Here is a 21,364-nt window from a genome sequence, read left to right as displayed (position 1 = left end):
GCTTGAATTTTATGGATAGTTCCTGGTCCCAAATATACTACTTCCAATGCGCACCATCGTGCTGCCCTCTTCAATGGCAATGGCATAATCGCCGCTCATGCCCATGGAAAGGATGGAAATACCGGGCAGTTTTTTTTGTAAACCATCAAAGATGGATTTCAGTTGTGCAAATTCCTTTCGGATTTGTGCCTCATCCGAAGTGAAGGTGGCCATGCCCATCAATCCTTTGATTTCCACATTTTTCATGGATTTGAACTCATCGGAAAGGAGCAGTTCTTCGAGTTCAGTGGCGTCCAATCCAAACTTGGTATCCTCTTCGGCAATGTGCATTTGGAGCAGGCAGGGAATGACCCGATTATGTTTTTCGGCCTGCTTGTCAATTTCCTTCAGTAGCTTGAGACTGTCCACCCCATGGACCAACGACACGAACTCCGCCATATACTTGACCTTGTTTCGCTGCAAATGTCCGATCATGTGCCACTCGATGTCCTTGGGCAGTTCTTCCCATTTTTGCACCATTTCCTGCACCTTGTTTTCGCCAAACACCCGTTGCCCCGCTTCGTAGGCTTCCAAAATATCCCCATTGGGCTTGGTCTTGGAAACAGCGACCAAGGTTACCCCTTCGGGCAATTCGGATTTGATATTGTGGAGGTTATCTTTTATCGACATAGCTTACAGTTCATAAATGGCAAGCCCGCTGCGGAGCTTTGGTTCAATATACGTGCTTTTTGGGGGCATTACCAAACCAGCATCGGCAATGGCCTTGATTTCTTCAATGGTAGTAGGTACTAGACTGAACCCTACGGCAAAATCGCCCTTGTCCACGCCTTCCTTCATCCGGATGAGGTTGTCCTTCCCGCACCCGTAGGAAATTCGTGCATCGTTGCGGAGGTCACTGATGTCCAAAATGGGCTCCAGAACGGTCTTGAACAGGATTTGGGTGTCCAAATGGCTCAAAGCATCCGTAAAGGTATAGTGGGTCTGTCGAAGGTGTAGGGAATAGAAGTCACCTTCCAAATACATGCTGAATTCATGTTTTTGTTTTGGTCTGCACAGCCCATCGTCCCGTTTCTCGATTATGAAATGTTTGTCCAGTTGGATCAGGAATTCATCCGTGGCATAGCCATTCAAGTCTTTCACCATGCGGTTGAACTCATAGATCCTGATCTGCGATTCGGGAATCAGATAGGCCATGAAATAGTTGTAAGGCTCTGTTCCTATATGGGATTTGTTCTCGGCTTTCCGGTATTCCGCCAAAAGATTGGAAGAGGCACTGCGGTGGTGTCCGTCGGCAATGTACAGGGAGTCCATCTGCTCAAAGGCCTTTTGCAATTTTTCAATGCCCTCCGGATAGGAAATCCGCCAAAGTTTGTGGTTGACGCGGTCTGTGGAGGTGAAATCGTACTCGGGTTCCCGCTGTATTTTTCGTTGGAAAATCGTATTGATCAGTTCATTGTCGGGATAGGTCATCAGCACGGGCTCCGCATTGAACCCAACGGTGTGAAGGTAATCCGCAAAAAGTGTCTCACGCTGTTGGATGGTGTCCTCGTGCTTCTTGATGGTGCCGTTGCGGTAATCTTCCACACTACAGGCACAGAAGAACCCCAGACTCTTGAAATCCCCTTTTTCAATTTGATACAGATAAAAACCCGCTTCCCCATCTTTTTGAAAAATGTTTTCCTCCAAAAACTCCAAGTAGCGGTTGCGGACCAAGTGAAAGCGTTCCTTTCCCGTGATGTTCTTTTCAAACTTGAACCCTGGATTGATGATGTGCAGGAACGAAAAGGGATTGTGCTGGAGCACGGCATTCAGTTCATCCGGGCCATATTCCTCGTAGGAGCGCGAGGCCACAAAAAAAGCTTTGTCCTTGGTGGGACGGATGGCTTTGAACGGTCGTATGGTCGCCATGCAGTCTATTTGAATTGGGACGACACCTTTTCCGCTTTTTTGGATTCGGAATAGTCGTAAAAGCCTTCCCCGGATTTGACCCCAAGTTTTCCTGCCATCACCATGTTCACCAATAGGGGGCAAGGGGCATATTTTGGATTTTTGAAACCGTCATACATCACGTTCAAAATGGAAAGGCATACGTCCAACCCGATAAAGTCCGCCAATTGTAACGGCCCCATCGGGTGGGCCATGCCCAATTTCATCACGGTGTCGATTTCTTCAACCCCGGCAACGCCGTTATAGAGCGTCTCAATGGACTCGTTGATCATCGGCATCAAGATGCGGTTGGCCACAAATCCTGGATAATCGTTGACCTCGGTGGGTGTCTTGCCCAACTTTTTGGACAGCTCCATGATGGTCCGGGTCACCTCGTCCGAAGTGCTGTACCCGCGTATGATCTCCACCAGTTTCATAATGGGCACGGGGTTCATGAAGTGCATGCCGATGACCTTTTCGGGCCGTTGGGTGGCCGCGGCAATCTGGGTGATGGAAATGGAAGAAGTGTTGGTGGCCAAAATGGCCCCTGCTTTGCAGATTCTATCAAGATCTTTGAAAATCTTCAGTTTGATGTCGAGGTTTTCCGTGGCTGCCTCGATGACCAATTGCACATCGGAAACACCTTCTTCCAAAGCGGTAAAAGTGGTGATGTTGGAAAGGGTCTCCTCTTTTTTTGCTTCATCGATGGACTCTTTGGCCAGCATCCGGTCCAAATTTTTGGTGATGGTGTCCAGTCCCTTATCCAGAGATACCTGTGAAATATCGATAAGGTTTACTTGAAATCCGTTTTGCGCAAAAACGTGGGCGATTCCGTTGCCCATGGTCCCTGCACCGATCACTGCTATTTTTTCCATTGTTGTTGTAGTTATCGTGTTGTCAGTTTTGTCATCTAGAACTGTCACCCTGAGCGTAGTCGAAGGAGGCAGTTGAAGGACGGGACAACAGCTTATTGTTTTTTGAACGACTCGATGATCTGAAGGGCCACCTGCAATGCTTTTGTTCCCTGTTCCAGGCTCACGACAGGTATTGTGTCGTTGTTTATGGCATCCGCAAAGGTTTCCAGTTCGTCCAAGATGGCATTGTTCACATCGATTTCGGGGTTTTCAAAATAGATCTGTTTTTTCTCCCCTTCGGCATTTTGCAATATCATATCAAAATCACCAGGTTGTTCGGGAGCGTCCTTCATTTTGACCACTTCTACCTTTTTTTCCAGAAAATCGACCGAAATATAGGCGTCCTTCTGGAAAAAGCGCGATTTCCGCATGTTTTTCAGCGAGATGCGGCTGGAGGTAAGGTTGGCCACACAGCCATTTTCAAATTCGATACGGGCATTGGCAATGTCTGGTGAATTGCTGATGACGGAAACCCCACTGGCGTTGATTTGTTTCACTTCGGAAGGCACAACACTGAGGATCACGTCGATATCGTGGATCATCAAATCCAAAACTACAGGCACGTCGGTCCCTCTGGGATTGAATTCCGCCAAGCGGTGCGTCTCGATGAACATGGGGTTCTGTATTTTGTCCTTCACCGCCAAAAAGGCTGGATTGAAACGTTCCACATGTCCCACTTGCCCCTTTACCTTATGTTTTTCAGAAAGTTGGAGCAGCTCTTGGGCCTCTTCCAAGGTGTTGGTGATGGGTTTTTCAATAAAAATGTGTTTTCCCTTGCCAATGGCCTTTTTAGCACATTCGTAATGGGAGAGGGTGGGGGTCACAATGTCCACCACATCCACGGCGTCCATCAGGTTGTTGATATTTTCGAAATGGGTGTAGCCAAATTCGGCAGCCACTTTTTTTGCGTTGATCTCGTCGGGATCGTAGAAGCCCACAAGCTCATATTTTTCGGACTGGTTCAACAGCCTGAGGTGAATCTTGCCCAAATGCCCCGCACCGAGGACACCAACTTTAAGCATAATACTGTTTTTGTCAAAAATAAGGATATGATACCACTCTTCCATAAAAAATAGGGTCGAACTGGCGGTAAAGTATTGGGGAACTTTTTAAATTCGTGGACCAGACCAAAGACGATGAAGGATACGCTCAAGCATAGGGGCATGCGCAACAAATTGGCGGAACTGTTGGAAGCCAAGGGAATAACAGATAAAAAGGTACTCGAAGCCATAAAGACCATACCACGGCATTTGTTCTTGGACAGTGGTTTTGAGGACCATGCCTATCAGGACAAAGCCTTTCCCATTGGGGCGGACCAGACCATTTCCCAACCTTATACCGTGGCTTTTCAGACCGAGTTGCTCCAAGTGAAACCCAATGACAAGGTGTTGGAGATTGGCACGGGCAGTGGCTACCAAACCGCCGTTCTGTTGGATTTGAAGGCCAAAGTGTATACCATTGAACGCCAACAGGAACTGTTCAAAAAGACACGACTGTTCTTCAATAAGATGAATTACCGACCCAAGAAATTGATTTTTGGGGACGGTTACAAAGGTCTGCCGGAAGAGGCCCCATTTGATAGTATCATTGTGACGGCAGGCGCTCCCGAAGTACCAAAACCTTTGATGTCACAGTTGAAAGTAGGGGGCAGGTTGGTGATTCCCGTTGGGGTGGATGAGCAGGTCATGACCCTTTTTGTGCGAAAGTCCGAGAAGGAATTCCAAAAACAGGAGTTGGGAGCTTTTAGGTTTGTACCCTTGTTGGAGGACAAGAATTGATTCACAAGTGCAAGTTCAAGGGCCAAGCTCAAGAACAAAAAATAGAGAAGGAAACAAAGAGAAAAGAATCAAGAGACAAGAACTCAATAATCCAGTTGGCAGTAACTCAGTAATTGACTTTCGACTTTGGACATCAAACCCTAAATAAACCAATAACTCAATAACCCAGTAACCAATCAGTCGTTGAAACTCTTTTTCACGCGATCTAGACTGCGCTTGCTGTCCCGGTCCTTTATGGTCTCCCGTTTGTCGTACAGTTTTTTTCCTTTGGCAAGTGCTATGTTCACCTTGGCCAAACCCCTGTCATTGATGAAAAGATTGAGAGGGATGATGGTCAGCCCCGTGGTAGTGACTTCTTTTCGCAGTTTTTTCAGTTCCCTTTTGTTGAGGAGCAATTTGCGTTCGGCCTTGGGTTTGTGGTTGTAGTAACTGCCATGGCTGTATTCGTCCACCTGCATGTTCACCACAAAAAGTTCCCCCTTGTCATTGAACTCGCAAAAGCTCTGTGACAGGTTGGCCTTTCCCAACCGGATGGATTTTATCTCGGTACCTCCCAAAACGATCCCAGCCGTATAGGTGTCCAGGATTTCAAAATCGAACCGGGCCCTTTTGTTCTTTATGTTGATGTTTTTCTGCATTGTGCGCAAAAATATAAACTCTTGGGCAAGAAAATTGTAATGTTGCATTAGATTTTACGATTATATACCAAACTGTTCCCCATGCAAAGAATTTTTCTGCTCCTTTTTGTATTGTTGTCCATTGCTTGCAAAGAAACCTCCAAAGAAGAGCTTACGGCCCAAGAGATTGTGGATAAGTCGATTGCCGCCAGTGGTGGAGTTCTCTATAATGACCATGGCACCTCTTTTATCTTCAGGGACAAGGAATATGTGTCCAGGAATGAAAACGGAAAGCGGGTGTTCAAACGGATTTCCCGATTGGATTCCGTGACCATCACCGATGTGAAAAAGGACACTGGTTTTGAAAGATACATGAACGATTCCTTGGTGGCTGTTCCCGATTCCATGGCGGTCAAATATGCCAATTCCATCAATTCAGTGCATTATTTTGTGCGTTTGCCTTTCGGATTGAACGATGCGGCCGTGAACAAGGAATTGCTGGGTAAGGAATCCGTCGGAGGAAAAGAGTACTATAAGATCAAGGTGACCTTTGATCAACAAGGTGGCGGTGACGACTTTGAAGATACTTATTTATATTGGTTTGATACGGAAAGTTTTAAACCGGATTACTTGGCCTATGACTTTCATGTGGATGGAGGTGGACAACGGTTTCGAAAAGCGTATAATGAACGTTACGTGGACAGTATCCGTTTTGTGGATTATGAGAATTATAAGCCCAAGACCAAGGATTCCGATATTTTGGAAATAGCAAAGCTATATGACAAAGGGGAATTGGAACTTTTATCCAAAATAGAGATAATGGATATCAAAGTGCGGAACGATTAATCCATTTTCAAACGGATATCCGTCGGGATACCGTCAATGATCCGGACAATGAACAGACTGCCATTGTCGCTGTCATCCATGTCTTCATATTTTTCCATATCGATCATACGGTTCACGAAAGCAGGTATGGTGTTGCTATGGCCCACGACCAGCACATTTTTTCCTTCATTCTCCAATTTGAACTCCTCAATGTCCACAGCATTGGGGTCGTAATATTTCACATCGATGTTTTTCTTTACCGATGTAGGCGCTGCCGTCATGGAAGTCCGCTCATAATTGGTGGAGTAGATCACGTCCAAGGGAATGGGGTCGAATACCTCCGCCCATCTGATGGCCCTGTTGAGACCATCCTGGTTCAGTTCGGGGTCAGGGTTTTCGGGGTCTGTCCTGTCCTTTTCGGCGTGTCGGATAAAATAGAAAGTGGATATGATCGGGTCTTCCGCAATTTTCGTATCTTTTTTGCAGCTGATACTTCCAACGATTAAAATTGCAAGGGCAATTAGAGGTTTGATGGTTCGCATAGTTTTGATCTAAAAGGTTCCCCGAGTTTTTTAATTTGATTTAAAAGTAACGTTTAATTTTCATTTTATCGTATGCGTAGGATTTTCGTTTGCACACTGTGGGCAATGGTTTTGACGATGGCGAGGGGCCAGGAACCACAATTGCCCACCGATTTGAGACAGCATACCCTTGTGCAGTTCGGTTCAAGCCTCATGAATGCCTCTTACGCTCCAGATTGGAACCGGCCCAATTCCCTCTCCCTCTGGACCCGATGGCAATGGCAGGACATTGATGGGGACCCCACTACTATTTTTGCCAATTATACCCACCAAATCAATGCTCGGTCCACTGCTGGCCTTGGTTTCTTACAGCACAATACAGGTATTTTCCTTTTTACGGGCGGAAATGCCAATTACACCCATACATTTCAGTTGGACGATGAAGTCCAGTTGTTGGCAGGAGTGAATGTCTTTGCCTTTCAGCAGACCGTGGCCGATGAACGCTTTGGGCAGAATGGAGAGGTAGATCCGACCATTTTGGAAGATTTTGAAGGTTTTCGGATGACATTTTCACCGGGGTTCCTTTTGTTGGTCAACCAGTTCAGTATGGGATTGGCCTTTGAGAACGCAGTGGGGTTTTATCTTTCAGGGGAAGGGGAAACAGAGAATTTCCAGACCATCATGGGGACTTTGGGACATGATTTCCCAGTGATCTTGTCCAGTGGTTTGGGCGACAGTTTTGTACGTCCCATGATCTATGTGAAGTCAGTGCCCGAAGGAGATACCCAATTTGGTCTGAACGGGCTTCTGTCCACATCCAAGTTCTGGCTGCAGGGGGGCTACAATAGTTTTTATGGAGTTTCGGGTGGATTGGGAGTTACCTTGGCCAATGCGTTTTCAATTGGTGGACTTATGGAATTTGGAACGGATTCTTCCTTGGAAGAGGAGAATCCTACCATTGAGATCATCGCTTCTTATCGCTTTGGAAAACCGGATGGGCGTAAAAAAGTGGTGGGCTTTGATGTGGAAAAGGAAGTGGCTTTGGAGCAGGAGCGATTGAAGAGGGAAGAAGAGGCTGAACTTGCACTACAAAGGGAAGCTGCACTTCAGCAAGAAAGGGATTCATTGGCCCGGGCCAGAAAACTGGCCGAACAATTGCGCGAACAGCAAAGAAAGGACAGCATCGCACAGGTGTCATTGCAAAAGGAGCAGGACAGTCTGGCAAGGCTCAGAAACCAGAACGTGGAATTGCGGCCCAACGAAAAATATGAGGAGGTGCAAGGTGAAGAAGGGCTGGAACCAGGTTTTTATTTGATAGCCAATGTGTACGGTACCCAAAAGTATTTTGATAACTTCATGAAGACCCTTCGGACAAAGGGATTGGAGCCCAAATCCTTTTATCGAAAAGCCAATAAGTACAATTATGTGTATTTGGAGCGGTACGATACGATGGACGAAGCGCGGACGGCTAGGGACAGCAAGTTCAATGGGAAATACCCCGATAAAACCTGGATTTTCAGGGTAAGAGGGAATTGAAAAACTATTTCTTGATTTCCTTTCGCACCAAATGCTCCAGATAGGTAAGCGTATTGATGAGGTATTTGCGGTCACGGGTAATGGTGCTCATCGCAACGGCCCCTTGGATCATGGTGAACAACTGTTTGGCAAACTGTAAGGGGGGAACGGGAAGGTGCAATTCGTTCTGTTTGGCCCCATTTTCCAGCACCAAGGCTATTTTTCCTTCGATGTCCTTGACGGTTTCCTTTACCGCAGCGGCCAACAGGGTGTTATTGCCCTGGGCGTCAATCCCAACGTTCAGAATGGGGCATCCACCCATCGGGAGGGTGAAGACATCGTATTGTTTATAGAAATTGATAAGGGAAAACAATTTTCCAAGAGAATCTTCCTCGGCGCCCAATTGTTCGTCTATGGCACTTAGCAATTGGTTCCGGTTGTATTCAAAAGCAGAGAGGGCAAGGGCTTCCTTGTTCTCAAAATTGCCATAAATGGCACCTTTGGTGAGACCTGTCGCCTCGGTTAGGTCGCTCATGCTAGTTCCAATATATCCGTGCTTGTTAAAGATGGGGGCTACCGTCTCAATGATATAAGCGGTGGTGCGTTCTGCTTTTTTGGACATGGTGGTATAGGTTGGTTCGGGTAAAACGAAGATATAAAAAAACAATACTGTTTGGTATTATAGCGGCTTAAAAGCCATTATTTTAACAGTGTTGAACCGCTTTACTTGCTTCAAAAATGAAATGATAGGGATTTTGATGGCTATGTCACCATCATTTCCAGACCTTTCTCAGGAAATTGAGGTAATTCTGGCTGGTGATTTTTTCAATATCAGCTGCCGTATATCCTCTTTGGGACAACAGTTCGGGGATTTTTTGCAGATCGGCAATCGTATCCACATCATAGGGCCCCTGTTCTGTTCCGAAGCCGCCGTCCAAATCAGTGCCAATACCTACGTGATTTGTATTTCCGGCCAACTGACAGATATGGTCTATATTGTCCACCATGATTTCGAGCGAGACCCCCATGGCTTTTGGGTCAGATTTCCTCCTGATCCAATTAGGGACCATCATCCAGGCATCCAGCACCATCCCGATCACGGCTTCCCTCTGGATCAATTCCTTGAGTTGTTCATCCGTAAACTGTCGGTTGTGGTCCACAAATTTCCGACAAAGACTATGACTGGCCCAGACCGGACCATTATAGGCGGTCATGGTTTCCCAAAAACTCATATCGCATAAATGCGTGGCATCCAAAATGAGGTTGAGTTCCTCTATTTTTTTCAAGAGCTCCCTTCCCTTTGCCCCAATGCCCCCAACAGAATCCGTACCATGAGCATAGATTCCGGGACCATAATGTGCAGGACCTATGGCCCTCAGACCAGCTTCATGCGATTTTTCCAAATAGCCCATATCCACAATGGAATCGGCTCCTTCCAGGCTCAGAATATATCCTATGGGTTTATGCTCTTGTTCGCTTTGCCAAAGTTGTAAATGATTGTCCAAACCCTTCAAATTGGTGATTTGGACCATTTCCCCTTCATTTTCCATGGCTTTGTACCATGCCAACTGTCCTTGGGTCTGGGCCCAGGCTTGGTGCTGGGAATGCCAACCGGGAAGTGGGTTGCTTTTCTTTACGTAACGGGCAATCTGTGTGGCCACACAAAGACCTACATTTCCTTCCCGCATGGCAGGAAAGGAGACCGTATTGTTGCCACGGTCGGGTTTGTCGGTCATTCCCTTTTCCCGCTCCCGTATTTCGGAAACGGGGAGCCTCAGGTCGCGGTTCCACTCCATGGCGTTCATAGAGAGGTCCAAGTGCACATCAAATATGAACATGGGGCTATGGATGAAGTTCGAACATGGCCTCGACCTCCACGGGAATGTTGCCGGGAAGCATCATCCCCACGGCACTCCGCACGCCAATACCGTTTTCCTTTCCAAAAACATCGGCCATCAATTCACTGAATCCATTGACGACATAGGGTTGTTTCCCAAAATCTGGGGTGGAGTTGACCATCCCCAGCACTTTTACGACCCTTTTGATGCGGTCCAAGCTCCCAAAATGGGTAATGATGGTGGATAGCATCGTCAATCCAACCTGTCTGGCCGCCAATTTGGCCTGGTCGGCATCCAGATTGTCCCCTGCACGACCTATCATGAGGGAGCCATCAAGATTGACAGGGCCTTGACCCGATACGTATAAAAAATTATCGACGACCAATATGGGTCTATACACCCCGGCAGGTGGCGGGGCAGGTGGGAGCTGAAGATTCAATTCCTCAACTCGCTTTGAAGGTGTACTGTTCATATGTTTAGATGATTGTATTTAAAACCAAAACCCCGATAAGCCCCATAATGCCGACCAAGGTTTCCATAACGGTCCAAGTGGACAGGGTTTCCTTTACCGAAAGATTGAAATATTCCTTGAACATCCAGAAACCGGTGTCGTTGACGTGGGAAAGCATCAAACTGCCAGAGCCTATGGCGAGGACCATCAGTTCGGGGCTTGTGCCAGTGCCTGATGCCAAGGGGAGCACGATTCCGGCGGCGGTCAAACCTGCAACGGTGGCCGACCCCACACTTACCCGAATGGCCGTTGCGATGACCCAGGCCAGGACCAAGGGAGATATGCTGGAGCCTTTTAGGCTATCGGCAATGTAATCGCTCACATGGCTGTCGATCAACACTTCTTTCAACGCCCCTGCCCCTGCAATGATCAATAAGATCATGGTGATGCTGGACACGGATGCCGAAACGGAAGCCATGATGGTGGACATGGACTTACCCTTGGACAATCCCAAGGTGTAAATGGCGAGCAACACGGAAATCAAGAGCGCAATCACTGGATTTCCAATGAACATGAGCACTTCCCGGAGTTTGCCTTCTTCCAGAAATTGTTCCGCGGCAATGGCAATGCCTATCAGCAATATGGGTGATAAGGCAGTAAAAATACTGGTGAAGGTCGATGGTAATTCTTCCTTCGGGATGATATTGGGGTTGTAAAATTCCTTTAAGGGTTTGGCCTCCACTTTTTTGATGGTACGGGCGAAAACGGGACCGGCCACAATAATGGCGGGAACCGCAATGATGAGCCCATACATCAATGTTTTTCCAATATCCGCATTGAACATGGCCGCAATGGCCGTGGGTGCAGGGTGGGGCGGGAGATAGCCATGGGTCACCGAAAGTGAGGTGAGCATGGGCAGCCCCACATAGAGCAGGGGCAGTCCGGTGGAAATGGCAACGGTAAATACCAAAGGTATCAGAATCACGAAACCCACCGAATAGAACATGGGGATGCCCACAATGAAACCTGTGACCACCATGGCCCACTGCACATGTTTTATGCCGAATTTGGCCACCAGTTGGGTGGTGATCTGTTGAGCGGCCCCACTATCGGCGACCAGTTTGCCCAACATGGCGCCAAGTCCCAATATCAATACCAAAAAGCCCAAAGTGTTCCCGATGCCGCGTTGGATGGATGACACCAAACTTCCAAGTTCCATTCCTTGAAAGACCCCTACAAAAAGGCATACAATGATAAAGGACAGAAAGGCATTCAACTTGAATTTGGCAATCAACAAAAAGAGCAGTAGGATGCCCAAGACGGCAATGAGGAGTGGCATATTTAGGAAATGTGTTTGAGCTAAAATAAGGATTTAAATGAAATACGCCCTGATCGTTTTGGATTTCAAACAACATGCTTTGGAATGTGACAAATAAAAAACCTTCCCCATTGGCTTGAGGAAGGTTTTATTGTGTGGATGATGGAGAGAATTATTCCACCAACTCATTTTGGTTTCGGAACACCAACTGGTCGTCAAAACTGTCCAAGAGTACAATACTGTCGGTCGTGATTTTTCCGGAGAGCAGTTCCTTGGAGAGGTTGTTCAGCACCTCTTTCTGGATCAATCGCTTTACGGGTCTGGCGCCATATTGTGGATCGAACCCTTTTTTGGCCAGATAAGCAATGGCTTCCTCGGTCGCATCCAACGTAATGTGCTGTTTGGACAACATTTTCTTCAGACTGTCCAATTGCAGCCTCACAATATCCTTGATGTCCGACTTGTTCAAAGGTGCGAACATGATGATGTCGTCTATTCGGTTCAAGAATTCTGGGCGAATGCTTTGTTTCAACAATCCCATCACTTCAATTCTTGCAGCTTCCGAAGCACTTTCCAAATCCACGGCATCTTCAAACTTCTCTTGGATGATGTGGCTGCCCATATTGCTCGTCATGATGATGATGGAGTTCTTGAAATCCGCCACCCGGCCTTTGTTGTCGGTCAATCTACCTTCGTCCAGCACCTGAAGCAGGATGTTGAAGGTGTCCGGGTGCGCTTTTTCTATTTCATCCAACAAGATCACGGAATAGGGCTTTCTTCGCACGGCCTCGGTCAACTGACCTCCTTCGTCATAGCCCACATACCCCGGAGGTGCACCTACCAGTCGGCTCACGGAGTGGCGTTCTTGGTATTCGCTCATGTCTATCCGTGTCATGGCGTTCTCGTCATCGAACAGATAGGCTGCCAAGGTTTTTGCCAACTCCGTCTTACCGACCCCGGTGGTTCCCAAGAAAAGGAAGGAGCCAATGGGTTTTTTGGAATCCTGCAATCCGGCCCTGCTTCTTCGTATGGCGTCCGAAACGGCAATGATGGCCTCGTCTTGGCCCACCACACGCTTGTGGAGCACATCTTCCAGTTTCAGGAGTTTTTCGCGTTCACTCTGCATCATCTTGGTCACGGGGATACCTGTCCATTTGGCCACTACCTCGGCAATGTCCTCATAAGTGACCTCCTCTTTGATCAAGGTGCCAGCGGTCTGTTGGCTTGCAAGTTCATCCTGTAGTTTTTCCAGTTTCTCCTGGGCTTCCTTGATCTTTCCATACCGTAGTTCGGCCACCTTTCCGTAGTCCCCGTTCCGTTCGGCGCGTTCGGCCTCTAATTTGTAGTTTTCAATGTCCTCTTTGGTCTTTTGGATGTTGTCCACCACTGTTTTTTCACTTTCCCACTTGGCAAAGATCTCGTTGCGGTCTTCTTTGAGATTGGCCAGATCCAAGTTCAAGGTCTGCAACTTGGCTTTGTCGTTTTCACGTTTGATAGCCTCTATCTCAATCTCCAACTGCATGATCTTCCGATCCAGTACATCCAGTTCTTCGGGTTTGGAGTTGATTTCCATGCGAAGTTTGGATGCTGCTTCGTCCATAAGGTCGATGGCCTTATCGGGCAAAAAACGGTTGGTGATATAACGTTGGGAAAGTTCCACGGCACCGATCACGGCCTCATCTTTGATGCGGACTTTGTGATGGCTCTCGTATTTTTCCTTGATGCCCCTGAGAATGGAGATGGCACTCTCGGTATCAGGCTCGTCCACCATTACTTTTTGGAACCTACGCTCCAAAGCCTTGTCCTTTTCAAAATATTTTTGGTACTCGTCCAGTGTGGTCGCTCCAATGGCTCTTAATTCCCCTCTGGCCAAAGCAGGTTTCAGGATGTTGGCAGCATCCATGGCACCTTGTCCGCCCCCGGCACCCACCAACGTATGGATCTCGTCAATGAAGAGCACAATGTTGCCATCGGAGGAGGTAACTTCCTTGATGACGGCCTTCAACCGCTCCTCAAATTCACCTTTGTATTTGGCCCCAGCGATCAATGCACCCATGTCCAGGGAGTAAATGATCTTGTCCTTCAAGTTTTCGGGGACATCGCCCTGTACAATTCGGTGAGCCAAGCCTTCGGCAATGGCGGTCTTACCCACACCGGGCTCACCCACCAACATGGGGTTGTTCTTGGTCCTTCGGGACAGGATTTGCAAAACCCTTCGGATTTCTTCATCACGCCCGATCACAGGGTCCAATTTTCCACTGTCCGCAAGCCGATTGAGGTTATTTGCATATTTATCCAGGGAATTGTAGGTCTCCTCGGCACTTTGCGAGGTCACCTTGCCACCTTTGCGCAATTCCTGGATGGAGGCAGCCAAATCTTTCTCCGTGACGCCCTGATCTTTTAAGATCTGCGCTATTTTGCTCTTCGATTTGAATATGGCCAGCAAAAGGTGTTCGATGGAAACAAATTCATCACCCATGTTTTTTGCAACGATGCTGGCTTCGTTCACGGTTTTCCCTGCTTCCCTGGAAAGCATGATCTCCCCGCCGGATACCTTGGCAAAGCTCTGAAGTTCCTTGTCCAAAATCTGGTTGAGCAGGTTCACGTTCACGTTCAATTTCTTCAAGATGAAGGGAAGTACGTTTTCGTCAACTTCCGCAATGGCCTTGAAGAGGTGTTCGTTCTCAATTTGTTGGTGACCTAGTTCTTGGGCCAATTGTTGGGCCCGTTGAATGGCTTCCTGAGATTTTATGGTAAAATTATTAAAGTTCATAGTCGTTGTTTTTTTTCTGATATGTCAACAATCCTACCACGGTCGGAGTACTGTCAAAATGTCTGGAAAATCCAGAAAACACAAGACATTTCGTCAGATGTAAGCTTTTTTATCCTTCCCGACTTATCTCTTAAATTTGCATCATGGGAATATTTGACAGTATCTTCGGAAAGAAGGAGCGAATCGACATACAAGATAAGAAATTACCGTGGATTTTTTTGGAGTCCATGGAACAATTGGATACTATAAAGGCAAGTTCCGAGGAGCGGCCACAGGTCATCTTCAAGCACTCATCCACCTGCGGTATCAGTAGTATGGTGCTAAAGATGTTCAAGGGATCCTATGATCCAGCTTTGGACTGTGACCTCTATTTTTTGACCATTCAGACGCACAGGGATCTCTCCAATGCGATTGCGGACCGGTTTGGGGTAAGGCACGAGTCGCCCCAATTGCTGGTCATCAAAAATGGAAAGGTGACTTTTCACACATCCCATGGAGCCATTGCGGATTTGGACCTAAAAGATTACCTATAAAAAAAGCCCCGATTGGGGGCTTTCGTCTTTTAGGATCTAGTTGAACTGATATTTTGCTATGATGCCCTTGAGCCTCGCCTTGAGGTCTTCCCCGGCATCGTACACCATTTGCTCATTGGAGGGGAAAGGTACTTCCCGGGCGTTCAGGTACACCAGAAGATCGTTCTCCAAGGCCCTCTTGTCCCCTTGATAGTTGGCGAAGATATGCTCGAAAACAAATTGACTGGATAGGGGGTAGGCATTGATCTCCTGTCCGCTCTTCAGGTCGGTGAACCGCACCTTGGCCCCGATTTGGGCACTTTTGGTCTGGGTAAACTGAAAGAATTTGCAGGTCACGGTGCGCATTTTGTCCACTTTGATCTTATTGCCCAAGCTGTCCTTGACCACATTTCCGTTCCGGTCCAGCAAATATTCCCAACCATCCTTGATCTGTTTTTCCTTGATGATCTGGGTCTCGTTCACGCGCTCTGGCGATACATTGATCTCCATGAAATCCAAGTTCATGGCATAATCATATTTCACGTTGGCCAATGGATTGGTGTGGTATTGCAACCAAAAATTGTCGATGCCAAAGGCATTGAAGTCCAGAAGCTCCCTTTCCAACCGCTCAGGGATGATCTGCTCGGTCAGGTTTCCGATCTCGACCCGAACAAACTCCAATCCTTTGTTGTAGGCCTCGTCCATTTTGGATACGGTTTCCTTGTATCCGGGACTGATTTCCTGCACATATTTCAAATCGTCATAGGCAACTCGATAGTCACTTTTGTATTTGGCACTTTTCAATAGACCGATGGCATTTTCATATAAATGTTCGGAGAGTTCGTCCTTGGTGTTCAGAATGGCGTTGTCGTAGTTCTCAAAATGGAACTTCGCATTCCTTCCCTGGTCGTTGATGCGGAGGGGAAGCAATGGTTTGATGCGTTCCTGTATCCGTTTCAACTGCACATATTTGTTGTAGATGGTCTCTAGGTTGGCAGGATTGCCGTCATTCTGTAAAAAGGCAATTTCCTGTTCTTCCCTTTCCGCATTTTTGGCAAAGGCCTCTTCCAAAAGTGTGATGTATTCTTGGTTTCCTTTTTTGGTCTTGTTTTCCGCCAAGTTCTTTATGGCCTTGTCCATGGCGGTAACATAGTTACCGGTGTTCAGGGCTTCTTGGGTCTTCTTGACGCCTCCACAGGCGGCAATCATCAAAATCGTGGTCAAGAGTAGTATTTTTTTCATGATGATGGTGTATTGGTTGTTTGATCGAGTTCAATAGCTGTGCCAAAAACGGTTATCTATAAACGAAAAAGTCGCACAGGTAGTGTGCAGGTGGGGTTTAAGTTTCAAATATAGAGCATTTAACGATAGTTCCAACTTTGTTAATTTCCGTTTGATAAAATTGGGATGTATGTTGTTTTTTTTGGGCATAAATCCCCTTCCAATTCGTAATTTTGCGGCTTATCAAAATAATTTGCAGATGCAACGAGACCATAAGATTTTTGAACTGATAGCACAAGAGAAGGACAGGCAGATTGAAGGCATAGAGCTGATAGCTTCCGAGAACTTTACCAGCCCGCAGGTGATGGAGGCCGCTGGCTCCGTATTGACCAACAAATATGCTGAGGGCTATCCCGGAAAACGATATTATGGAGGTTGCGAAGTGGTGGACCAAGTGGAACAACTGGCCATTGACCGCGCCAAGGAACTGTTCGGGGCCGCCTACGCGAATGTTCAGCCACATTCCGGATCCCAGGCCAATGCATCTGTATATCATGCCTGTTTGCAGCCCGGGGATACCATTTTGGGCTTTGACCTGTCCCATGGAGGGCACTTGACCCATGGGTCGCCCGTAAATTTCTCCGGAAAACTGTACAACCCTGTTTTTTATGGGGTTGATGAGGAAACAGGTATGCTCAACTATGATAAGATCCAAGAAATTGCGGACAAGGAGAAGCCGAAGTTGATCATTGCCGGGGCCTCTGCCTATTCCCGTGATATGGATTTTAAACGTTTCCGTGAGATTGCTGACAGTGTTGACGCTATTTTGGTGGCCGATATTTCCCACCCTGCAGGATTGATCGCCAAGGGAATCTTGAACGACCCCATCCCTCACTGCCATATTGTGACCACGACCACCCACAAGACCTTGCGAGGTCCTCGAGGAGGTCTGATTTTGATGGGTGAGGATTTTGACAACCCGTTTGGCATCACATTGAAGAACGGAACCCTACGGAAAATGTCGGCCCTTTTGGATCTTGCCGTGTTCCCCGGTAACCAAGGTGGACCATTGGAACACATCATTGCGGCCAAGGCCGTTGCATTTGGTGAGGCACTTTCCGATGAGTTCCTGCACTATATGATCCAAGTGAAGAAGAACGCTGCCGCAATGGCCAAGGCGTTCATGGCCCTGGATTATAAAGTGATCTCTGGGGGAACGGACAACCACATGATGCTTATCGACCTAAGGAACAAGGACATCACAGGTAAAGATGCCGAAAAGGCGTTGGAACATGCGGCCATTACGGCCAACAAGAACATGGTGCCCTTTGACACGCAATCCCCGTTCATTACTTCGGGCATCCGATTTGGTACCCCGGCCATCACCACCAGAGGGTTGAAAGAGGCGGATATGGAGACCATTGTTGGGTTTATCGACGAGGTGATCATGGACCCTGGGAATGAGGAGAAATTGGCCCAGATAAAACAAAAGGTCAACGATTTGATGAAATCGCGACCTTTGTTCAGTGTTTAGTATCGATGCTTGCTTAAGTTCGTGCTATTCAAAAAGGAACAGATCTACTTCGTACATTTTTCTTTTGTGTAGGGAGTAGATCATCACTTGGTGGGATTCGTCCTCGAAGTAAAGTCCCCAATAATCAAAATAACTGCTTTTTTCCTTTTTTGGCTCAAATATGTTGGGAGCACCATATTCGTATACGGGCACAAAAATTTCATAGGGCATTTCGGTAAGGCCCTTGGTGTAGTACACGAAGTGTTCGCTGGCCTTTAGCATGATATTGCCTATTTGGTCTGGAATGCTTTGATCATAGACCCTGGATATAATGATGGAAGTATCCTTGAAATGCAATGAGGCTTCCGATATATCCAAAAGAAAGTTGTTTTTGGAGTTCAGCTCCATAAAGGCTTTTCCAAGGGTAGAGGAGACCTTGTGCTCCCTTTCGGGGAATGTCATGCCGCCCCATGTGCCGCTCGTAAAGAAATGAAGGCTCTCCGTAATACCGAAGTTAAAGTGCAGATCTAGGACCATATCGGTTTTTTTGCTTTCCTTGTCGTGCTTGAAATGCATTTTGACCTCGGCAAAAAAATCTTTTTCAATGGTTTTCAGAAACTCGTCCAGCCCATTTGCGGCCTCAAATACCTTTGCGCCACTATGCTGATGATCAGTGTTGTTTTTCCTTGGGAGTGACATATGCTACGGGTTGTAATTTTCTTTCAACCTTAAAGTTAGGATGAATCTTTTTGTTGGGATTGAAGAAAATCCTTAAAAATTCTATGGGTTTCCCTTAGTTTGTAGGCTTTTTACGTCAAGAATGTGTAAAACCAATTACGGAGTTCGACCAAAAACACATTTTGAAGTTTGGGTCTTAGATGAAGCCCCTGTTTTTTGCGGCAATGATCAAGGCCATGTCGTTCTCGTTCTCCGTGCCGAAAAGGGTCTTTAAGTGCCGTTTTCTGTTCTCGATGGAGGAGGGGGAAAGCCTGATGTGTTTTTCCAGATCCTTGTTCTTGGTGCCCATGGAAAGGTGGTATAAGATCTGTTTGTCCTTTTCATCCAACTCGATGTCGTTGGCCATTTTCTTGCGGATGGCGGACAAGGCCTTTGATGAATAATAAGGAGGATTCAGGATAATGGTCTTCACGGCATCTTCCAAGGTTTTGGGGTCAATATCCGTTTTTACCAGATAACCGTCCGGGTCCACCGATTTTAGAATGCTGTTGATCCTGAAATTGTCACTGAAAGACGACATAAAGGCAATCTTGCTTTCGGGGACCAATTTGCGGGCCAATATGCCGAGGTCTTCACCCGAATGCGGTTGGTTCTCGTTCGGGGCGAACAATTGAACATCCAAAAGGAGGATGTCGTACTTGAAGGAGTTCACTGAGTCTTCGATGAGTTTTTTTCCGCCCTCGAAGGTGTTGGCGGTATCAACAATGATGTCATAGCCCTCAAAATCAATGTTCTCCAGGATAAACTTGTATCCTAGCATTGTCATTTCGTGGTCATCTATTGCCAAGATTCTCAATGTCTTCATAACTGTTTTGCTTCTCGTAGGTTTAAGTGTTCATTACAGGTTTCAAGCTTGTGGGGTCCTTGGCCTGTGTGGGTTCAATATATTTTGCAGGGATGGACACCGAAATCGTGGTGCCCTTTCCTTTTGTACTTTCAATGTCGAAGACGCCGTTTATTTTCTTCACCCTTGATATGATGTTCCTTATGCCGATTCCTCTCTTTCCTTTGGTCGTATCGAACCCGATGCCGTCGTCCTTGATGGTCAGCTTCAGTATGCCGGACGCCGAGCCAAAGGAAATGGCGATATTTTTACATTTGGCGTGCTTTGCACTGTTTTTGAGTGTCTCCTGTACAATCCGATAGGCATTGATCTTGATATCGCCCAACAGGTTGTCCCAGTGTATCTTTTTGTCATAACTGAAAGAACACGATATGCCGGAAGACTTTTGAAAGCCACTGACCAGTTCCTCCAACGACACGATAAAATTATGAAATTTTTCATAAGAGGCATGGTTGAGTTCGTGCGAAATGCTCCTGATATCTTCCTCCACTTCCCGTAGTTTCTCTATGAACGCAGCCCGTTGTTCCACTGAATTGCTGTCCCCTCGTTCATTCAAACCGCTCAGTAACAGCCGTATGCCGAGCATTTCGCCCAAGATACCGTCGTGGAGTTCTTCGGAAATGCGTTTTTGTTCCAACTGCCTGCCTTCTTCAAATTTGCCCTGCTGGGAGAGCATCAAGTTGTAGATTTCCTGATTGCTTTCCTGCTGTTTTTGCTTGAACTTGAGCCTATTGTTGTTGATGTACTGTAAAACGATCACCGTGGTGGTCAACCCAAATACAACGAGACCAAGTACGGCCCCGGCCCATAATTGTCTTTCTCGGGAAAGGAGCACGTTCTCTTCCTTGATCTTATCAGTGTCCAAGCGTATCCGGGCAAACTTGTCCCGCTTGGTGCGCTCTTCTTCTTGGATGACCTCGTTGAGATCATAATAGGCATTGGAGTACGAGGCTGCATTGGTCTTGTCCAGTTGGGTGAGCAACCGGAGCACTTCCAGCAGCCGGTCATTGTTGCGGGTTTCTTGGGCCACAGACCGCGATTCTTTGGCGTATTGTAGGGCGTTGGCCGTATCACCCTTGGCAGCCAACAATTCGGCATAATACTGCTTTGTCCGGGCTTGGTGTTCTGTATGGCCGTATTTATCGTTGGCGATGATACTTTCTTTCAGCAATTTTTCTGATTCAATAAAATTGTTTTCATCCTTGAAAATTGCATAAGCAAGGCTTGTAAGTGCAAGTACATATAATTCAGAATCTTTATTTTCTAAAGATTTATTTTCCAATAATTTTATAAATGAGTCTTTGGCTTTGTTGTAGTCTTCATTTCTCAATAAAGCATTTGAAATATTATTTTGATTTTGCCAGGCAAATTCTGCAGCTTCAGAAGAGTCTAGCTTATCCAAATATGAGCCGGCTTTTTGGTAATATTCCAAAGATTTTTCACTGTCCCCCATGCCACTGGAAAGAATACCCAACAAATTATAGCAATTATAGATTCTTTCGGTATCTCCCAATTCATCAAAAATCCTCAGGGCAGTGGTGGCACTGATTTCTGCGCCCAAATAGTCCTTGTAGGAATCCTGGATCTGTCCCATACTGTATAAAATTCTAGCTTTCAGGGAACTTGATTCAGGGCTTTTTGGGAGCTGTTCAAAACTGTTCAATGCTTTTTTATAGTGGTAGAAGGCACTGTCCAGAGCTCCATACGATTTAAAAAAGGAGGCCATGTCCCAGTGCGAATAGCCAAGTGGAGTGAACATATCCGTTTCTTTGGACATCATCATAATCTGTTTGTTGGTGTCCCGGAACCCAAGGGAATCCTTCAAGCTTTTATAGGTCAATGAAATGGTCAAAAGTTGATCTAAGATTATGGAGTCGTTGGTAGAAGCGAAGGCTTCCCTTTTGGCATTCTCCAAAAAACGCGTTCGTTCTTCAAGGGGCAGTTGCGTGCTGTCCTTGGCCATTTTGACCCATTTACGTACGGCGTCCGCTGTTGTGCTTTGGACTGAAGTATTCTCTGTGGATGGTTCGGAACACCCAAGAAAGATGAAGACTAGCGAT

At 46.7% G+C, this 21,364-nt stretch carries 20 protein-coding genes; 5 read left to right on the top strand and 15 right to left on the bottom strand.

Annotation, left to right across the window (positions count from 1 at the left end):
* Positions 1-9 precede the first annotated feature (9 nt).
* The 4 genes from FOT42_RS02825 to FOT42_RS02810 all read right to left on the bottom strand — a co-directional run bounded on the left by FOT42_RS02825 (position 10) and on the right by FOT42_RS02810 (position 3,862).
* Positions 10-669, bottom strand: a complete 660-nt coding sequence (locus FOT42_RS02825) for a YggS family pyridoxal phosphate-dependent enzyme (protein WP_151889050.1) — start codon at positions 667-669, stop codon at positions 10-12.
* Between the two features lie 3 nt (positions 670-672).
* Entirely contained in the window at positions 673-1,908 is a 1,236-nt protein-coding gene (locus tag FOT42_RS02820) for a DUF1015 domain-containing protein (protein ID WP_151889049.1), read from the bottom strand.
* A 5-nt stretch (positions 1,909-1,913) separates the two neighbouring features.
* Complete coding sequence (locus FOT42_RS02815; protein ID WP_151889048.1) at positions 1,914-2,801, bottom strand: 3-hydroxyacyl-CoA dehydrogenase family protein; 888 nt, start codon at positions 2,799-2,801, stop codon at positions 1,914-1,916.
* A gap of 92 nt (positions 2,802-2,893) precedes the next feature.
* Entirely contained in the window at positions 2,894-3,862 is a 969-nt protein-coding gene (locus FOT42_RS02810) for a Gfo/Idh/MocA family protein (protein ID WP_151889047.1), read from the bottom strand.
* 114 nt (positions 3,863-3,976) lie between these two features.
* On the opposite strand from FOT42_RS02810, the gene FOT42_RS02805 reads away from it, so the two are divergent.
* Entirely contained in the window at positions 3,977-4,618 is a 642-nt protein-coding gene (locus tag FOT42_RS02805; protein WP_151889046.1) for a protein-L-isoaspartate(D-aspartate) O-methyltransferase, read from the top strand.
* A gap of 176 nt (positions 4,619-4,794) precedes the next feature.
* Here the strand turns inward: FOT42_RS02805 and smpB are convergent, their stop codons facing one another.
* The gene (smpB, locus tag FOT42_RS02800) at positions 4,795-5,256 is read right to left on the bottom strand and encodes an SsrA-binding protein SmpB (protein ID WP_151889045.1); all 462 of its coding nucleotides are present in this window, start codon (positions 5,254-5,256) and stop codon (positions 4,795-4,797) included.
* An 81-nt stretch (positions 5,257-5,337) separates the two neighbouring features.
* On the opposite strand from smpB, the gene FOT42_RS02795 reads away from it, so the two are divergent.
* The gene (locus FOT42_RS02795) at positions 5,338-6,081 is read left to right on the top strand and encodes a DUF6503 family protein (RefSeq protein WP_151889044.1); all 744 of its coding nucleotides are present in this window, start codon (positions 5,338-5,340) and stop codon (positions 6,079-6,081) included.
* Here FOT42_RS02795 and FOT42_RS02790 read toward each other — a convergent pair.
* Positions 6,078-6,602 carry a SixA phosphatase family protein gene (locus FOT42_RS02790; protein ID WP_151889043.1) on the bottom strand — a complete coding sequence of 175 codons (525 nt, stop codon included), beginning with the start codon at positions 6,600-6,602 and terminating at the stop codon, positions 6,078-6,080. The genes FOT42_RS02795 and FOT42_RS02790 overlap by 4 nt on opposite strands.
* Before the next feature lie 117 nt (positions 6,603-6,719).
* On the opposite strand from FOT42_RS02790, the gene FOT42_RS02785 reads away from it, so the two are divergent.
* A complete protein-coding gene (locus FOT42_RS02785; RefSeq protein ID WP_226789778.1) occupies positions 6,720-8,117 on the top strand; it encodes a PorP/SprF family type IX secretion system membrane protein in 1,398 nt (465 codons plus the stop codon).
* A gap of 4 nt (positions 8,118-8,121) precedes the next feature.
* Here FOT42_RS02785 and FOT42_RS02780 read toward each other — a convergent pair whose 3' ends face one another.
* The 5 genes from FOT42_RS02780 to clpB all read right to left on the bottom strand — a co-directional run bounded on the left by FOT42_RS02780 (position 8,122) and on the right by clpB (position 14,476).
* Positions 8,122-8,718, bottom strand: coding sequence for a TetR/AcrR family transcriptional regulator (locus FOT42_RS02780; protein WP_151889041.1), 597 nt, complete (start codon positions 8,716-8,718; stop codon positions 8,122-8,124).
* Between the two features lie 151 nt (positions 8,719-8,869).
* On the bottom strand, positions 8,870-9,934 hold the full coding sequence (locus FOT42_RS02775; RefSeq protein WP_151889040.1) for a dipeptidase: 1,065 nt from the start codon (positions 9,932-9,934) through the stop codon (positions 8,870-8,872).
* Between the two features lie 4 nt (positions 9,935-9,938).
* Positions 9,939-10,406: a RidA family protein gene (locus tag FOT42_RS02770; protein WP_151889039.1), complete on the bottom strand. Its 468-nt coding sequence runs from the start codon at positions 10,404-10,406 to the stop codon at positions 9,939-9,941.
* Between the two features lie 4 nt (positions 10,407-10,410).
* Positions 10,411-11,724, bottom strand: a complete 1,314-nt coding sequence (locus FOT42_RS02765; protein ID WP_151889038.1) for a gluconate:H+ symporter — start codon at positions 11,722-11,724, stop codon at positions 10,411-10,413.
* A gap of 151 nt (positions 11,725-11,875) precedes the next feature.
* A complete protein-coding gene (clpB, locus tag FOT42_RS02760; protein WP_151889037.1) occupies positions 11,876-14,476 on the bottom strand; it encodes an ATP-dependent chaperone ClpB in 2,601 nt (866 codons plus the stop codon).
* A 143-nt stretch (positions 14,477-14,619) separates the two neighbouring features.
* Here clpB and ytxJ point away from each other — a divergent pair, with 143 nt between their 5' ends.
* Positions 14,620-15,009: a bacillithiol system redox-active protein YtxJ gene (ytxJ, locus tag FOT42_RS02755; protein ID WP_151889036.1), complete on the top strand. Its 390-nt coding sequence runs from the start codon at positions 14,620-14,622 to the stop codon at positions 15,007-15,009.
* Between the two features lie 36 nt (positions 15,010-15,045).
* Here ytxJ and FOT42_RS02750 read toward each other — a convergent pair whose 3' ends face one another.
* On the bottom strand, positions 15,046-16,230 hold the full coding sequence (locus tag FOT42_RS02750; protein ID WP_151889035.1) for a hypothetical protein: 1,185 nt from the start codon (positions 16,228-16,230) through the stop codon (positions 15,046-15,048).
* A gap of 238 nt (positions 16,231-16,468) precedes the next feature.
* Here FOT42_RS02750 and glyA point away from each other — a divergent pair, with 238 nt between their 5' ends.
* Positions 16,469-17,743, top strand: coding sequence for a serine hydroxymethyltransferase (glyA, locus tag FOT42_RS02745; protein WP_151889034.1), 1,275 nt, complete (start codon positions 16,469-16,471; stop codon positions 17,741-17,743).
* A gap of 24 nt (positions 17,744-17,767) precedes the next feature.
* On the opposite strand, the gene FOT42_RS02740 is transcribed toward glyA, so the two are convergent.
* The 3 genes from FOT42_RS02740 to FOT42_RS02730 form a co-directional block, all read right to left on the bottom strand.
* Complete coding sequence (locus FOT42_RS02740; RefSeq protein ID WP_151889033.1) at positions 17,768-18,421, bottom strand: hypothetical protein; 654 nt, start codon at positions 18,419-18,421, stop codon at positions 17,768-17,770.
* Positions 18,422-18,596: 175 nt separating this feature from the next.
* Positions 18,597-19,265 carry a response regulator transcription factor gene (locus FOT42_RS02735; protein ID WP_151889032.1) on the bottom strand — a complete coding sequence of 223 codons (669 nt, stop codon included), beginning with the start codon at positions 19,263-19,265 and terminating at the stop codon, positions 18,597-18,599.
* 22 nt (positions 19,266-19,287) lie between these two features.
* Entirely contained in the window at positions 19,288-21,267 is a 1,980-nt protein-coding gene (locus FOT42_RS02730) for a tetratricopeptide repeat-containing sensor histidine kinase (protein ID WP_151889031.1), read from the bottom strand.
* Between the last annotated feature and the right edge of the window lie 97 nt (positions 21,268-21,364).

Source organism: Flagellimonas hadalis, from assembly GCF_007785775.2.
Classification (GTDB): domain Bacteria; phylum Bacteroidota; class Bacteroidia; order Flavobacteriales; family Flavobacteriaceae; genus Flagellimonas; species Flagellimonas hadalis.
The sequence above is the reverse complement of the archived record's forward strand: the minus strand, read 5'-3'. Positions and strand labels throughout refer to the sequence as shown.